Source organism: Oscillatoria sp. FACHB-1407, assembly GCF_014697545.1.
GTDB lineage: Bacteria > Cyanobacteriota > Cyanobacteriia > Elainellales > Elainellaceae > FACHB-1407.
Window position 1 is genome coordinate 75,687 of record NZ_JACJSA010000008.1, and the last position, 14,642, is coordinate 90,328.

Below are 14,642 nucleotides of genomic sequence, written 5' to 3' on the forward strand. Positions count from 1 at the left end.
ACCTTTCTAAATTCCTTCTCAAAACTCTTTTCAATTTCTGGTTTCCAAAAAGATGTCCTTATTTGACTGGTTTGCAAATCGACGAAAATCAGGCCCGATCAGTAAAGAACGACAAGAACGTGAAATTGCTGATGGGCTGTGGAGTAAATGTAAAGCCTGTGGCGTTTTAACCTACGCCAAAGATTTGCGGGCAAATCAGATGGTCTGCCCCGAATGTGGGTATCACAATCGCATTTTTGGGGATGAACGGGTCGAGCAACTGATCGATGCCAACACCTGGCGAGCCCTGGATGAATCGCTGCGTCCCCTTGACCCCCTCAAATTTCGCGATCGCAAATCCTATAGCGATCGCCTGCGCGAAACTCAAGAGAAAACCAAGCTGTCTGATGCCGTGTTAACCGGGTTGGGGCAACTCGAAGGGTTACCGCTGGCACTGGGCATCATGGATTTCCGGTTTATGGGGGGCAGCATGGGGTCTGTGGTAGGCGAAAAGCTGACCCGACTGATTGAGCGAGCAACCCGCGAACGGTTTCCGGTGGTGATTATTTGTGCTTCTGGAGGAGCCAGAATGCAAGAAGGCATGTTGAGCCTGATGCAAATGGCAAAGATTTCAGCTGCCCTGGAGCGTCATCGCGAAGCCCGCCTACTCTACATCCCAGTGTTGACTCACCCCACCACTGGAGGGGTGACCGCCAGTTTTGCGATGCTGGGCGACATTATTTTAGCGGAACCGCAAGCCACCATCGGTTTTGCGGGGCGGCGAGTGGTCGAGCAGACCCTGCGTGAGAAATTACCCGATGGTTTCCAGACGGCTGAATATTTGCTCAATCACGGATTTGTGGATGCCATTATTCCCCGCACTCGGTTAAAACAAACCCTGGCGCAACTGATTCGTCTGCATCAGTCCTATCCACAAACTCCTCCGCTCATGCATCATGTACCTGAGCCATTGCACGTCAACGTGAGTGCTGATTGAGGACGCGGGTTACGGTTGAAACCGAAGCTAAAAGAGCCGAACCGACACAGGTCGATTCGGCTAACCTTGATTTTCTGTAGTTCGTGCAAGCAGACTTGGCTTTGAGAACCGCAAATTGATTTGGTGTTTAACCCGAATTGACGGTGCTATACAAGCCTCTACTGATTGGGAGGGGTTGCCATTGCGTCTTTGGCGGCTGCCCGTTCCTCTTTCTTTTTGCGATCGGCTTTTAGCATGTCCTCCAAGACAATTTGAGCCTGGGTCAACTTGTCTAAGTTGCTGCGATACAGTTCTAAATCTTTTTGAACCTTATCGCTACTGAGTTTCAAGGGGGTGCAGAGCTGCTGCAAGGCATCGTTGCGCTGCTTTTCATCTTTAACCAGGTCAGCATCAAGTCGCTCCAGGAGCGTGTAAAGCCCGATCGCAAATAGACGGCTGTATTTGAAGCTGGGGTTATTGGCGATCGCCCGAAATGGCTCTGCCCAGGAGGGCGTCTCTGTCTCCTGGCTGAGTTGTGCCAAAAAATCAGTGACAGTCAACCCTGAAAGAGAGTTTAATAACTGCTCAGCGTCCTGTCGATAGCGATTAGCATCCTGCTTCATGGACTGACAAAGCGCATTAAAAATGGAAACCTTGTCAGCCTCTGGACGATAGCCTTGCATGAAGCGGTCGAACGTTGTCACAACCCCAAGCGCAAAGATCGGCTCATAGTGAAAATCGGCATTTACCAATAGCAAATGCATTTCGACCATCAACTCCTCTACAACCCGACGGTAGATTGAGTGGATGGGACGGGTGTGGGTATTGTAAAAGTCTCGCTTTGTGTCTGAAACGGTGCGAACGTCGTTCACGGGCAATTCTGAGAGCAACATACTCCCATTATTCCACAGTCTCGCCGACTAGCTAGCGATTCCTCTGGGAACACCCTCAAGAGCTTCTGCTTCTGTTTCAAAAATCTCAAACACAGAATCCATCATCGTCACCTCAAAAACCAGCCTGGCTTCGGGGTGTACGTTACAAAGACGAAAACTGCCTTTGACCTTATCCGCATCACGCATTCCAGCAACGAGCGAGGTCAACCCTGAACTGTCAATAAAATTAACCTGACCCAGGTTGACAATGACGTGGGGGCTGATCCGCGAAATGCATTCCTGTAATTTCAGGCGAAACTGCCAGGCAGTTGTGATATCTAACCGCCCAGTGGGAGTTAGCACAATGACCGTTTTGCCATCCTGGGTTGTGTGTATGGTCTGCTCCATGTAGATTCTTTAATCTCCCCTGGAAGTATCACAGGCGTTCGTAACTCTAACCTCTGCCGTTTGACAACAGCAACCAGACTAGTTGAGACGGGGGGTAAAGAGCGTGAAATTCCTAACTGAGGAACTTCCCACGTTCTTGGATTGCAATGTCTCAAGTAGCACGGCAACAGCTATAACATGCAATGTCAGAGTGATTTTGCTGTAGCTTAACTCAATTTAAGATGGGTTGCCTATGGGGCTTTCGCTCACCCTTGTTTCATCTTTACTCAAGAAAAAAGGGTAACTCCGTACAAATTCTGATCTAATTTGCAAATTAGAGTTACAACGCACTTCTGTAATGCATTCAATTAAGACGAGATGAGGTGGGATAAATTCTTTGGCTAACTCTGAACCCCTACCATCGCATTAAGTTCTTCACGGGTCATCGGTTGCTCACTCACGATGTAGACTGTGCCCTCAAAGGTGGAAAGAAGATTGAGGTAGTAAGCAATTTCACCTGCTTTAGACACCGCATATACCCTGATCCCCGTGTCATCCGCCAATTCTAATTGGTCGATCATATAGCCCCGGCTCTGGAGATCTTGCTCAAGCGTCATAGCAACCCCTCGCCAATGAGTGTTGCCGGTTTGCCAACAACCCGCTTGACCCCCACAACTCGGCGCAGAATCCGTCAGGTGAGGAAAATTCGCTACTTCAGGGATCGCCGCAAGGGGATCAGGAGAAGGTTGAATGGTAATCTCAGGCTCTGGTGGTGGGGGACTCACACTCGCCTCCGGCAATGGCGTTGGGGTGGGTGTAGGAGTCGCCGCTGGAGATGGAGCCGTAGCCACTGGCTCCGCTGGTTTCGCAGGAGGGGGTGGAGCCGTGGGGCGGATCTGGGGTGGAGCGACGGGAGTCAGAGAAGGAGCGGGAGGGGCAACAACCGGGGCAGGAATGACTGCTACCGATGGCTCAGGCACTGGAGGAGGGGCAGGAGGCAACGTGACCAGCCTGATGCCCTCTACTGTCTCGTCAGATATGTCAGTGGCACCAGGGTTTTCTGGTAAGGGCACCGCCAATAGAACTGCGTGTAACCCCAGTGCTACCAAAAGCCAGGGTCTAAAGAGCCATCTCACGGGGACTGGTAGATCTTTCCAGAAGCGGGACTGGGGCATGGGCTGCACACGATTTGCCAAATCAAGGGGTTTGCAACGGTTGTTTGATAGCTGTTATCAAAAGCCAGTTCTACATATTGAAAAAGATTTTTAGGCTGAAATCAAGCCGTTCGAGTTGAGAAAAAGCGGTTATCAAACTCTGAAAGGGTTTTGAGATCAGTTTCTTGCAGTAGAAAGGAATGGGTTTTACCTGCTCTTTACCGCTGCTCAGGCTCATAAACCCTAAAAAAATAATCTAGCTAATTAGGAATTACTTGCATTAATAGTACAATACTTCGTGTCTTTCATTTTGGGTTGGCTTTGAGTCAGCCGCTATTCAGGATTGCCTGGAATGCTGCATGGCTCAGATTTTCACCATCACGATTAATTTGTAGGAGAAATCATCGCATGAGTATTTCGAGACGTGCTTTTGTGAGAGCTGGGTTAGGCGCAGGCAGTGCCCTAACGGCGATCGCACTTGGGTCTCTCGGTCAGGCTAAGTCTGGCCTGGCTCAAGGAACTTCTGGAGGAGTGCTCAATCTCTATTCGGCGCGGCATTACGACACTGATGACGCACTCTATAGCAGCTTTTCTGAACGCACAGGGGTGCAGATCAATCTAGTTGAGGCAGATGCCGATCAATTGATTGAGCGGATTAAGAGCGAAGGAACCAATAGCCCAGCCGACATCTTTATGACGGTGGATGCGGGACGGTTGTGGCGTGCCCAACAGGAAGGCTTGTTGCAGCCTGTCTCCTCCCGGACACTGGAGCAGGCAATTCCAGCCAACTTGCGGGAGCCTCAGGGTCACTGGTTTGGTCTGTCTAAGCGAGCTCGGGTCATTGTTTACAACAAAGAACGGGTGAACCCAGCAGAGCTTTCAACCTATGAAAACTTGGCTGATCCAAAATGGCGAGGACGTATCTTGGTTCGCTCGTCAACCCATGTTTACAACCAGTCGTTGACTGGGGCGATTTTAGCGGCGGCTGGGGCTGAAGCCACTGAGGCTTGGGCACGGGGATTGGTCGCTAACTTTGCTCGTCCGCCCGAAGGTAACGACACAGCTCAGATTCAAGCTGTTGCTGCGGGTGTGGGTGATCTGGCAATCGTGAATACTTACTATATGGCTCGCTTAGCCAAGTCTCAAAATCCTGAAGAGCAGGCAGTTGCTGAGCGAGTTGCGCTCTTCTTCCCGAATCAGCGCGATCGCGGTACTCACGTCAACATCAGTGGGGCGGGTGTCCTTAGAAATGCTCGTAATAAAGAGGCAGCGGTTGCCTTTTTGGAGCATCTGGTCAGCACTCAAGCTCAAGAAATCTTTGCGATCGGCAATAACGAGTATCCGGTTGTCCCGGGAGCACCGATTGACTCCACCATTCGTGGGTTTGGGCAGTTTCGCGAAGATAGCGTGAATGCGGCTGTGTTTGGGCGCAACAACGCCGAAGCTCTACGCATCATGGATCGTGCAGGTTGGCGGTAGAGATGTTGGGCTAGAACATCTCTACCGTTGTCGCGAAGTGGGTTCATCATGGCAGGTGCGCCCACTTCACTCATAACATTACTCAATTTGGGGAGAGAAAGAGTAAGGGTAGAGGGGTGAATGAGTGGATTGGTAGAAGGGTGAACCCAGGTTTGGCTCATCTGCCCTCCGACTCAAATCCTCTCCTCGTCTTTGCCCTACTTCTTGCTCTCTCCTTTTGCCTTCTCTTATGCTCTTAAATGTCTTTATGAAACACGCTATTTCCCCGGTGTTGTGCCTACTGCTGCTAGGGGGGGCGATCGCCAGTTGCGCGAAGCCCGACCCGCAAACTCAACTCTTGCAAACGAAAGATTGCATCGAGTGCGATCTGCAAGGCATGGATTTTAGTCAAGCTGACTTAAGTCAAGCCAAACTGAACCAGGCAAATCTCAGCAACGCCAACCTCAGTGGTACGGATTTGAGTCAAGCTTTGTTAGACAGCACGAATCTGAGTAACGCCAACCTGAGCGGCGCGAACCTCAGCACGGCGGGGCTTGCTTCTGCCACTCTCAAAGATGCCGATCTGACAGGTGCCAATTTGGAAGGGGCATTTTTGAGAACGGCTGACTTGAGCAACGCCAATCTCAGCGGCGCGAATCTCACGAATAGCGACTTGACCGGAGCCATCTTGACCAACACCAACTTAGAGGGTGCCACTTTGAAGGGGGCGATTATGCCCGATGGCAGCATTCATGAGTAGAAAGGAGACCTAACAAGAGAGATGCGATTAATCGCGTCTCTCCTCGTGGGGGATCTGCTCAAAACTCAAAACTCTAACTGCGTGCCATTTGCCGACTTAAAAGAATGACAGGAATCACTCCCACAGCGACGATCGCCAGAGCGGGAGCAGCAGCTTCGGCGAGGCGTTCATCCGCAGCAAGGTGATAAACCCGTACGGCTAGTGTGTCGAAGTTAAAGGGTCGAACGATGAGAGTAGCGGGTAACTCTTTCATCACATCGACAAAAACGAGGATAGCCGCCGTGAGCAATCCCCCTCGAATCAAGGGCGCATGGATTTTGAGCAGGGTGCTGCTGGGAGTGTGACCCAGGGAACGAGCCGCATCATCCAGACTGGGTTTGACTCGACCCAGGCTAGACTCGACTGACCCCAGGGCGATCGCCAGAAATCGCACGAGATAGGCAAACACCAGCGCAATAATCGTGCCGCTTAGTAACAACCCTGTGGAGATACCAATCGTATTTCGCAGGGTGGCATCGATGGCGTTGTCCAATCTGCCCATGGGGACGAGCACACCAACCGCAATGACGGAACCGGGCACAGCGTAGCCAATGGAAGCAATTCGCACGGCTAAAACCGTTCCAACCGTTGGCTGTAGGCGGATGCCGTATGCCAGGATGAGGGCGATCGCGACTCCCACAATGGCGGTCAACGCTGCCAGGGTAAAACTATTGCGGGCAAAGCTCCAGAAGCGATCGTCCGTCAGTTGCCCCAGGTTGTTCAGCGTCATGTGAAGCAACACACCTGCCGGGACGAAAAAGCCCAGTGTCAGGGGCAAGAGGCAAACCAGTTGAGCGATCGCCGCCCGCCAACTCCGGAGTTGATGTTTGGGAGGGGTTTGAGAACGGGTGTGATGGTAACGCGCCTGTCGCCGAAACCAACGTTCTACAAGAATCAGGCCAGTAATGAATAAGAGCAACACCGCTGCTAGTTGAGAGGCAGCCAACCGTTCGCCCATGCCAAACCAGGTGCGATAGATCCCGGTGGTGAAGGTATCGACACCAAAGAATTCGACCGTACCAAAGTCGCTCAGTGTTTCCATCAGAGCCAGGGCAACCCCAGCTGCGATCGCCGGACGCGCCAGGGGCAGTGCCACGCGATAAAAGCTTTGCCACGGAGTGCAGCCCAGACTGCGGCTTGCCTCAAGTGTGCAGGTTGATTGCTCTAAAAATGCCGTTCGAGCTAACAGGTAGACGTAGGGATAAAGCACCAGCGTCAACATCAACACCGCCCCACCCAGCGAGCGAATGTCGGGGAACCAGTAGTCGCTGACCCGTTCCCAGCCAAACAGCGATCGCAGGAACCCCTGGACAGGTCCATAAAACTCCAGCAACTCAGTGTAAACGTACGCCAACAAATAAGCAGGAGCCGCTAATGGTAGAAGCAATCCCCACTCTAGCCAACGGCTTCCTTTGAACTGGCAGCAGGTAACGAGCCAAGCGGTGCTGACCCCAATCAGGCTCACTCCCAGACCAACCCCCAGCATCAGCCCCACCGAATTCAACACATAACGCCCCAGAACGGTTGCGACCAAATGTGCCCAGACCTCACGGGTCGGCGCGAACAGGCTACTCAACACGAATAGAATCGGGGTTGCCGGGAGGAGGGCGATCGCGCCTACCAGCAATACCCATCCATTGAGTCCAGGGAATGAAGGTCGGCGATTGAGATTTTGGAGAGACATGGAGGGTTAATGGTCAGTAGTCAATGGTTAATGGTCAGTGGTCAATGGTTAATAGTGAATGGTCAATGGTTGGTGATTGATGGTCAGTAGTCAATGGTCAATGGTCAATGGTTGGTGATTGGGTAATCGTTGAGAAGGCTGAGTGTGGTTTAGTTGCGCCTACTGAAAATTGAGTGCTGATTAATCGCTGTATCCTTCTGCCCTTTGTCTTGTACTAAACTCAGGTGGCATTAGTGATGAACAATTGACGATTGACCAACGACGATTGACCCTTGACCGACGACGATTGACCCTTGACTAGTAACAAATGAGAATTAATATCAAAAACCACTTTACTATGAAGCCGGAATTGTTGATGATTTGAAAGCACTCTGACACTGAAAGCCCGTCCATGAGCCTGTCTGCTATCTTGCAACTCGATGGTATTTATCGACAATTTCCGCGATCGCCCCAACCTGCCGTTCAAGGGGTATCGCTAAGTTTGCAGCAGGGCGATTTGTTGGGTTTGTTGGGTCCGTCGGGCTGTGGCAAAACGACGCTGTTGCGGTTAATCGCTGGATTTGAGCAACCTCAGTCAGGGGCGATCGCCCTGGGGGGACGGACGGTTGCTGGCGATGGCGTGTGGGTTCCTCCAGAGCAGCGCGATGTGGGGATGGTGTTTCAGGACTATGCGCTGTTTCCCCATTTGACGGTCGCTGAGAATATTGCCTTTGGCTTGCAACAACGGGGAGCAACTGCCAAAGAGTTAGTGAAGGAGCGAGTCAAGGAGGCGATCGCACTAATTGGCTTGAGTGGCACGGAACAGCGATATCCCCATGAGCTATCGGGCGGGCAACAACAGCGAATTGCGCTGGCTCGTGCGCTGGCTCCCCGTCCCAAAATCATTTTGCTAGATGAACCCCTGAGCAATCTGGATGTGCAGGTGCGGTGGCGATTGCGTCAGGAGGTGCGGGATATCCTCAAAGCGACCAATACCTCTGGGGTATTTGTCACCCATGACCAGGAAGAAGCTCTGTCGATCGCCGATCAGGTGGCGGTGATGCGGCAGGGACAGTTGGAGCAAATTGGCACACCAGAAGAGATTTATCGCCATCCCACATCGCGGTTTGTGGCGGAGTTTGTCACCCAAGCCAACTTTATTCCTGCTCAACGGTCTGAACGAGGGTGGGAAACTGAGATTGGTATGTTCCCGGCTTCAGCCGATGATGTCAGCCTGTCAGCAGGCGATCTAATGCTCTGTCAGGAAGACCTTCAATTAGAGCTAGATGCGACTGGGGAAGTGGTGGTGCGCGATCGCCAGTTTTTGGGGCGGGAGTATTGCTACTGGTTGCAGACGCGATCGGGCAAGGTCCTGTATGCCCGGACTCCTGCAACCTTTGTGCTGGCGGTTGGAACAGCAGTAAGGATATCTGCAACTCGGCTTAAAGTTTTTCCGGCAGATCGATAGATCGATAGAGGGATAAAGGGGTGATAGTGAATCGTAAAGCCGCGATTAATCGCGGCTCTCTTCTCTCTACTCCCGACTCCCGACTCCCCTACTCCTAAAAATCATGGGTGAGAATAGCTTCACCGCGTCGGTGCAGTTCGCGGGCATACTCCGTCCAGGCACCCTGCCCCCAATAGCGGAAACAACTCGTTTGTAACAAGAGGTTGTGCAATAAGGCGTTGCGGTAGCGGGTTTGCTGAGTGAGAGAAGGATCGGCAGCTAATAGAGGGTCGATCGCCTGATGAAAACGGGCACTGAGTTCGGTCATGGGCGTGAGCACGTTTTCGTAGCCCTTGACCCAACTGAGGTTATTCGTCCAGGAGCTACCATCCATATGGAAGTTAGGGTTTTCTTGTTTGAGGGCATTGATGGTTTGAGCGACTAACTCTGGGGTGGGGCGATCGGAGTCAACTCGGCTCCAGATGTGGTGTTGTCCCACCGCTTGACAGGTGGGGTAGTCGTCGGGGTTACAGCCTGTCGCTTCGATCAGTTCCAAATACTCCGTGCCGTTCATGCCCACAGTACCGCGATTGCCCTGACCTCGCAGGTCGTACCAGGCGGTTTTAAAGGCATTGGGAAACTCATTCATCATCACCCCACCATTTTCACCGTCCCCAATTTGGGACACCAGGGGCGGAATGGAGACACCGCTGATGGTTTGACGGTTCAGCGTCTTGGCTTCGTAATAAGGCTGCATTTGCCCCACCAGTTTGGTGTCTGACCCCTGCGTTTTAATCAAAGCGGTGATGCTAATGGTTTCCCCGTGAGAATTGCGGGCAACAAGTCGATGGGGGATATGTTTGTAACCCAGCGATTCGCCAGTCAGGGTTTCAACGGAATGTTCTTGTACGAGAATCCAACGGTAGCCGCACTCCTTCAGGGCTTTGACGAATTCATAGAGGGTGTCGGGGTGATTGGGCAGATGCATCTCTGGCGGTGAGAAGCCTTTGACTCGCGCCAGTGCATCCCAGCCAAAGATGGCGGCAAAGTGGTGTTGCCACGCTTGAATGTGGAGTTTCAGGTCGGGAATGGGAGTAGAGGGAGCAACCGCATGGCTCCACATCGTACCCAACCACTCCACATAAGGTTGGTAAGTCGGGTCGCAAGCGATCCGTTTGAGGGAATTGAGCACGTCGTCTCGTCCCATTTGCCGCAAACCCCAGAGCAAGTTGCCAGAGTAGTCGAGCATGACTCGTGGGTTACAGCCCTGACTGACTAACTCTGGGATAAACTCTCCCATGCGGGAATAGCACCAGGCAAACACCCCGGCGTTGTGATTATCACCTTCGCCCTGATGCTCAAACATATATTGCAAGTTGCTGATCAACTCGCCGTTTGCTCCGGCTGGAATGGTGGGTTGGTGCATGTGGAGGGCGATCGCAAATCCGGCGGTAACATTCTCCAATTGCAGGTTGGTCTTGGGCAGAAACACCGCTTTGGACTGTTGCGTCACATTCAATACCTGTGATTCCCAACCACTGAGATTGGGCAACCCATCGACAAGTTCGGGGAAATCAGGAGTCGTTTCGGTGCTGGATGAAGGGGCAGATAGCATAAGGTCTTCTCCTGGGTGATGGGCACTGCTGTCAGTTTAGATCACTGGGGAGTAGGGAGTGGGGAGTGGGGAGTGGGGAGTAGGGGAGTAAGGGAGGAGAGGAGAGACGCGATTAATCGCGTCTTTACGGATCTCTATTCCCCTGTCACCCCTTCACCCTGTCACCCTGTCACCCGTCACCCGTCACCTCGTCACCCCATCACCTCCTAATTTCATCCGGATGCGGGGGTAATGCTGCCGTAGAGGACTAAATGGGTGATGCGATCGCCCAGGGTGGAAATTTTTCTCTAACTATAAAAAAGAGCGGGTAGCTGCGTTCCCGCCAGTGTTACAGCTATTTCACAAGGGTTGTCATCATGACGGCAAGAGTGCCGACTACGCTTATCAACAGTTTGCAGTTAGCAAAGCAGGGTGATGCAGAGGCGATCGCCGCTTTGGTCAATCGGGCATTGCAACCTCGGAACATTCATGTGGTAGCCGTGTCGGTTGAGGATGAACGGCTGCATCTGGTGTTGGAGTCGGCGCAGGCACCGGATCAGGAAACCGTAGTGCCGTTTATCCGGCAGAGCATCAACCAATTGGGAACCGAGGCGATTCGGGCCGTGGTGCTCTACGGAAAAGCACAGGATCAGTCAACCCAGGCGTGGCAACAGGAAATTGTGTTGGAAAGCCCTGCCACGGTGGAAGGCGATCGCATTGTCCCCCACTATGGCGGTGAAATAGAGCGATCGCAAGCATTCGGAGCAGAGTCAACCAGCAAGACAACCGTCGCAGAACTGCCTGCAACCTGGCTGGAACCCGATCTGGAAAATAGCGCACGAGTAGCCGTCGGTAACAAATTGCTGCACCAAACCTCCCATGGCGGGGTAGTCAACCTAGCTCCAGGGTTTCGGCGACTGGTGGTGCGATCGCGCCAGGTTTTGACGCCAGCCCAGGGTAGCGAATCGTTCCCCGATTTGCTCGATCGCCAGCTTGAGCGGGAGGAGGCGATCGCCGCATTGCTGGCGGGTTCCTCTGTGGCATTTTTTGGCGAAACGGGGTCGGGCAAAACGGCTCTATTGCGATCGCTAGCACACCACACCGAGCTAACAGGTGCCTTTCGCGATGGGATCGTGTATCAGCGTGGACGGTTCCACTCCGCCAGCGACCTGTTGCAGTCGTTATTCGATGCCTTCTTTGAGTGCGATACTACGCTCCCCACCCGCCCCACCGCCGATGAATTGCGTCAGGCGTTTCAGAGCCATCGTGCTCTGGCGGTCTTAGATGATGTGGATTTGCCTGAATCTGAGGTGGCTCAACTGCACACTCTACCCGGATTAGTGATTCTCTCGGCGAGTCAGGAGCGGCAGTTGTGGAATCGGGTCAACGCCATGCCGATGTTAGGGTTGCCGTTAAACGATGCCCTGACACTGGTAGAACGAGGACTGGGGCGATCGCGGACCGCCGACGAACGCCCAGATGCGGAGGTGCTGTGCAATCTGGTGCAGGGGCACCCGCTGCGGATTCTGCAACTGACAGCACTGGTGCGCGAGGAGGGGCAAACCCTGGCAGTGTTAGTCCAGCGATTGCGTCTGGCTCCCTCAGTGGATGCTCTGCCACTCAAGGCGGCGGTGTCTTTGCCAGAGGCAGAGCGGCGCGTGCTGGCGGTGTTGGTGGTGCTGGATGGCATCTCCGTCCGCATGGAGCATCTGGCAGCCCTGACCGGATTGCCTAACATTCAAACCATTCTCGCCACGCTGACACGACGTTATCTGGTACTCAACGACAAGGCTCGCTATTACCTGTCACAGCCCGTCGTCGCTGCCCTGCGACCCGCCTGGAATTTGAGCCAGTGGACACAGCGGGTGATCACCTATTTCTATCGTTGGTTAGAGCGGCAAGCTCAGCCCGATGCTCTGGTGCCCGAACTGGAGGTGTTGTTGCAGGTATTGCGGTTGGCGATGACCACCCAACAACCCAACGTAGTGCTGCGACTGGCACAGGCTCTCGACCCGGTGTTGCTCTCGACAGGTCGATGGAGTGCCTGGGAGCAGGCGTGGCAATGGGCGTTGCAGGCAGGGCGATCGCTCCAAGATCCAGCAGCCATGGCAACAGCACTCCACCAGTTGGGAACTCGTGCTCTGTTGCTGGACGATCCCCTGACGGCACATACCTACTTAACAGAAGCGTTGCAACTGCGCGACTCTCTGGGCGATCGCCCTGGAGGTGCGGCTACCCGTCACAATCTGGAGTTGGTGCTGACCCTGCCCACGGAGGTTGATCCCGTTGCAGTCGCGGCTTCCCCTCCCCGACTTCTGCAACGACGTCGGTTCCCGACTCAAGTCGCGATTGTAGTCGGTAGTTTGGGAATGGCGATCGCCGGAATGCTCTTGCTGCTCAACCCGTTCCCACGACCTGCCAGTTTTTCCCTCAGTGCCACCCGTCTCGGCTTTGGGGAACAGACCCTCAACACGACCAGCACAAGTCAGACCATACGCCTGACGAATACCGGGTCACGACCGTTAGACATCACCAGCATTACGCCATCCGGCAACAGCAAAGACGATTTCCAGGTCACGGAGGATTGTACCGCTGCGCCGATCGCCCCCAACGATGACTGCACCGTTGAAATCACCTTTACGCCCCAAGCCGAAGGCGATCGCCTCGCCACTGTGCTTATCCTCGACCGTGCCGGGGATAATCCTCAAGAACTGCTGTTAAGCGGCATTGGCACACCACCAACGAGTCCCTTTGTGCTCAGCTTTGCCCCCGGTAACGTCACCTTTGAACCGCAGGTTCTCAACACCGCCAGCAAATCGCAATCCATCATGGTGACCAACACGGGATCAGAGCCAGTGGCGATCGCCAGAGTCACCGTTACCGGAGAGCAAGCCACCGACTTTGTCAGCACAACCAACTGTGTGAATCTGACCCTGGAACCCCGGCAAACCTGTCGCATTCAGGTGTCTTTTATGCCCAAAGCTCTCGCCAATCGGCGTGCCAGCGTCTTGATCACCGCCAAAGGAGAATCAGAGCTATTGGCAACCGGAGAATTGCCCGACCAACCACCGCCTTTCTGGAACATCCCATTGGGAGGCACCGGAGTTGCACCAACCGCTCAAACCACCCCCAACGCCGCATCGGCTCCTCCATCTGCCCCTCTGGCGGCAGTGCCCAGAGTGAGTCTGAGCCTGAGCGAAATGTACTTTGGGGCGCAAGGCATTGAGACACGCGCTGAGAAACCCTTGGTGATTGCTAATACGGGTACAGCATCCCTCTACATTGACGACCTGACGATCGCCGGAGAAAACCCCAGAGACTTTGCGATTACCGAGAACACTTGCCTGGGTGGTCCCATCCTCGCCGATGACGGTTGTATTGTTACCGTGCGCTTTAGCCCCAGTGCAGCAGGCGATCGCCAGGCTGACCTGGTGATCCGGGATAGTGCCTCCGGTAGCCCAAGGCGGATCGCACTCAGTGGTGTAGGGTTGGAGCGATCGCCCTCTACAGCAGCGACCCCCACTCCATCCGGTGACTCCTCGCCCACAATTCTCAACTTTGCGGCAACTGATTCCCAGATTAGGGCAGGTGAATCGGTGCGACTCTGTTATGGCGTTGCCAATGCAAGCCAGGTCGTGATTGAAGGCGTTGGCGACGTTGCTCCCGCCACCGAGGAGTGCGTGACGGTGGAACCCGGTCAAACGACCACCTATAACCTGACGGCGATCGGCGCAGACGGACAGGAAGTGACCGCTCAAACAACCGTCCAGGTGACGCCAGCCGATGACCCTCCCGCACAACCTGAACCCGGCGCCCCTCTGACCACCCCTCAGTTAATCTCTCCGGGTAGCTCCAATCGCGGAGCCGCACCCGATTTGTTGTCCTGCAAGAACAGTACGCCACTCACCTGGGAGTCAAGCGGTTCTGGGAGAGACGTATTGACCCTGCAACAGTTCTCAAATCAATATCAGGACTGGATGACGGTGTTTGAGGAATCCCTACCTTCTGGCACCGATATCACTTCCTGGTTGACACAATATCAGAGCTATGAGTGGCGATGGATGGTGCGATCGGTCGATGGAGCGGGGCGATCGAGCGAACCGTCTCCCTGGTATTACTTCACTTGTTATGACTTTCAGTAGGAGTGATGGGGTTGAGGGGTAAGGGGGTAAAGGGGTAGAGGGGTGATAGGTGAACCGTAAAGACGCGATTAATCGCGTCTCTCCTCCACTCTCCCACTCCTCCACTCCCCCACTCGGTAGTGTTTCAGATCTGTTGCTACTAACCCCCGGCTGTCGCCGTCCCCCTTACCA

10 protein-coding genes are annotated in these 14,642 nt (G+C 53.9%); 5 read left to right on the plus strand and 5 right to left on the minus strand.

Features of this window, described 5'->3' with window-relative positions; translation table 11 throughout:
• Positions 1-52: 52 nt before the first annotated feature.
• Positions 53-976 (plus strand): acetyl-CoA carboxylase, carboxyltransferase subunit beta, encoded by a 924-nt coding sequence (gene accD / locus H6G89_RS14915; protein WP_190507652.1) that lies wholly within the window; start codon positions 53-55, stop codon positions 974-976.
• Between the two features lie 158 nt (positions 977-1,134).
• On the opposite strand, the gene psb29 is transcribed toward accD, so the two are convergent.
• From psb29 to H6G89_RS14930, 3 genes are all read right to left on the minus strand, one after another.
• Positions 1,135-1,848 (minus strand): photosystem II biogenesis protein Psp29, encoded by a 714-nt coding sequence (gene psb29, locus H6G89_RS14920; RefSeq protein ID WP_199336731.1) that lies wholly within the window; start codon positions 1,846-1,848, stop codon positions 1,135-1,137.
• A 27-nt stretch (positions 1,849-1,875) separates the two neighbouring features.
• On the minus strand, positions 1,876-2,235 hold the full coding sequence (locus H6G89_RS14925; protein ID WP_190507653.1) for an STAS domain-containing protein: 360 nt from the start codon (positions 2,233-2,235) through the stop codon (positions 1,876-1,878).
• Positions 2,236-2,615: 380 nt separating this feature from the next.
• The gene (locus H6G89_RS14930) at positions 2,616-3,389 is read right to left on the minus strand and encodes a hypothetical protein (protein WP_190507655.1); all 774 of its coding nucleotides are present in this window, start codon (positions 3,387-3,389) and stop codon (positions 2,616-2,618) included.
• Between the two features lie 387 nt (positions 3,390-3,776).
• Between H6G89_RS14930 and H6G89_RS14935 the strand changes: the two genes are divergently transcribed.
• Positions 3,777-4,847 carry a Fe(3+) ABC transporter substrate-binding protein gene (locus H6G89_RS14935; protein ID WP_190507657.1) on the plus strand — a complete coding sequence of 357 codons (1,071 nt, stop codon included), beginning with the start codon at positions 3,777-3,779 and terminating at the stop codon, positions 4,845-4,847.
• Between the two features lie 247 nt (positions 4,848-5,094).
• Positions 5,095-5,586: a pentapeptide repeat-containing protein gene (locus tag H6G89_RS14940; RefSeq protein WP_190507659.1), complete on the plus strand. Its 492-nt coding sequence runs from the start codon at positions 5,095-5,097 to the stop codon at positions 5,584-5,586.
• 73 nt (positions 5,587-5,659) lie between these two features.
• Here the strand turns inward: H6G89_RS14940 and H6G89_RS14945 are convergent, their stop codons facing one another.
• Positions 5,660-7,309 (minus strand): ABC transporter permease, encoded by a 1,650-nt coding sequence (locus H6G89_RS14945; protein ID WP_190507662.1) that lies wholly within the window; start codon positions 7,307-7,309, stop codon positions 5,660-5,662.
• A gap of 391 nt (positions 7,310-7,700) precedes the next feature.
• On the opposite strand from H6G89_RS14945, the gene H6G89_RS14950 reads away from it, so the two are divergent.
• Entirely contained in the window at positions 7,701-8,756 is a 1,056-nt protein-coding gene (locus H6G89_RS14950; RefSeq protein WP_190507664.1) for an ABC transporter ATP-binding protein, read from the plus strand.
• A 94-nt stretch (positions 8,757-8,850) separates the two neighbouring features.
• Here the strand turns inward: H6G89_RS14950 and H6G89_RS14955 are convergent, their stop codons facing one another.
• Positions 8,851-10,350 carry a glycosyl hydrolase family 57 gene (locus tag H6G89_RS14955; protein WP_190507666.1) on the minus strand — a complete coding sequence of 500 codons (1,500 nt, stop codon included), beginning with the start codon at positions 10,348-10,350 and terminating at the stop codon, positions 8,851-8,853.
• A gap of 356 nt (positions 10,351-10,706) precedes the next feature.
• Here H6G89_RS14955 and H6G89_RS14960 point away from each other — a divergent pair, with 356 nt between their 5' ends.
• A complete protein-coding gene (locus tag H6G89_RS14960; protein ID WP_190507668.1) occupies positions 10,707-14,471 on the plus strand; it encodes a choice-of-anchor D domain-containing protein in 3,765 nt (1,254 codons plus the stop codon).
• The last annotated feature ends 171 nt before the right edge of the window (positions 14,472-14,642 follow it).

Bases quoted from the DNA above. Each gene is read 5' to 3' on its own strand.
- accD (WP_190507652.1), top strand. From the start codon at position 53: ATGTCCTTATTTGACTGGTTTGCAAATCGACGAAAATCAGGCCCGATC.
- psb29 (WP_199336731.1), bottom strand. From the start codon at position 1,848: ATGTTGCTCTCAGAATTGCCCGTGAACGACGTTCGCACCGTTTCAGAC.
- H6G89_RS14925 (WP_190507653.1), bottom strand. From the start codon at position 2,235: ATGGAGCAGACCATACACACAACCCAGGATGGCAAAACGGTCATTGTG.
- H6G89_RS14930 (WP_190507655.1), bottom strand. From the start codon at position 3,389: ATGCCCCAGTCCCGCTTCTGGAAAGATCTACCAGTCCCCGTGAGATGG.
- H6G89_RS14935 (WP_190507657.1), top strand. From the start codon at position 3,777: ATGAGTATTTCGAGACGTGCTTTTGTGAGAGCTGGGTTAGGCGCAGGC.
- H6G89_RS14940 (WP_190507659.1), top strand. From the start codon at position 5,095: ATGAAACACGCTATTTCCCCGGTGTTGTGCCTACTGCTGCTAGGGGGG.
- H6G89_RS14945 (WP_190507662.1), bottom strand. From the start codon at position 7,309: ATGTCTCTCCAAAATCTCAATCGCCGACCTTCATTCCCTGGACTCAAT.
- H6G89_RS14950 (WP_190507664.1), top strand. From the start codon at position 7,701: ATGAGCCTGTCTGCTATCTTGCAACTCGATGGTATTTATCGACAATTT.
- H6G89_RS14955 (WP_190507666.1), bottom strand. From the start codon at position 10,350: ATGCTATCTGCCCCTTCATCCAGCACCGAAACGACTCCTGATTTCCCC.
- H6G89_RS14960 (WP_190507668.1), top strand. From the start codon at position 10,707: ATGACGGCAAGAGTGCCGACTACGCTTATCAACAGTTTGCAGTTAGCA.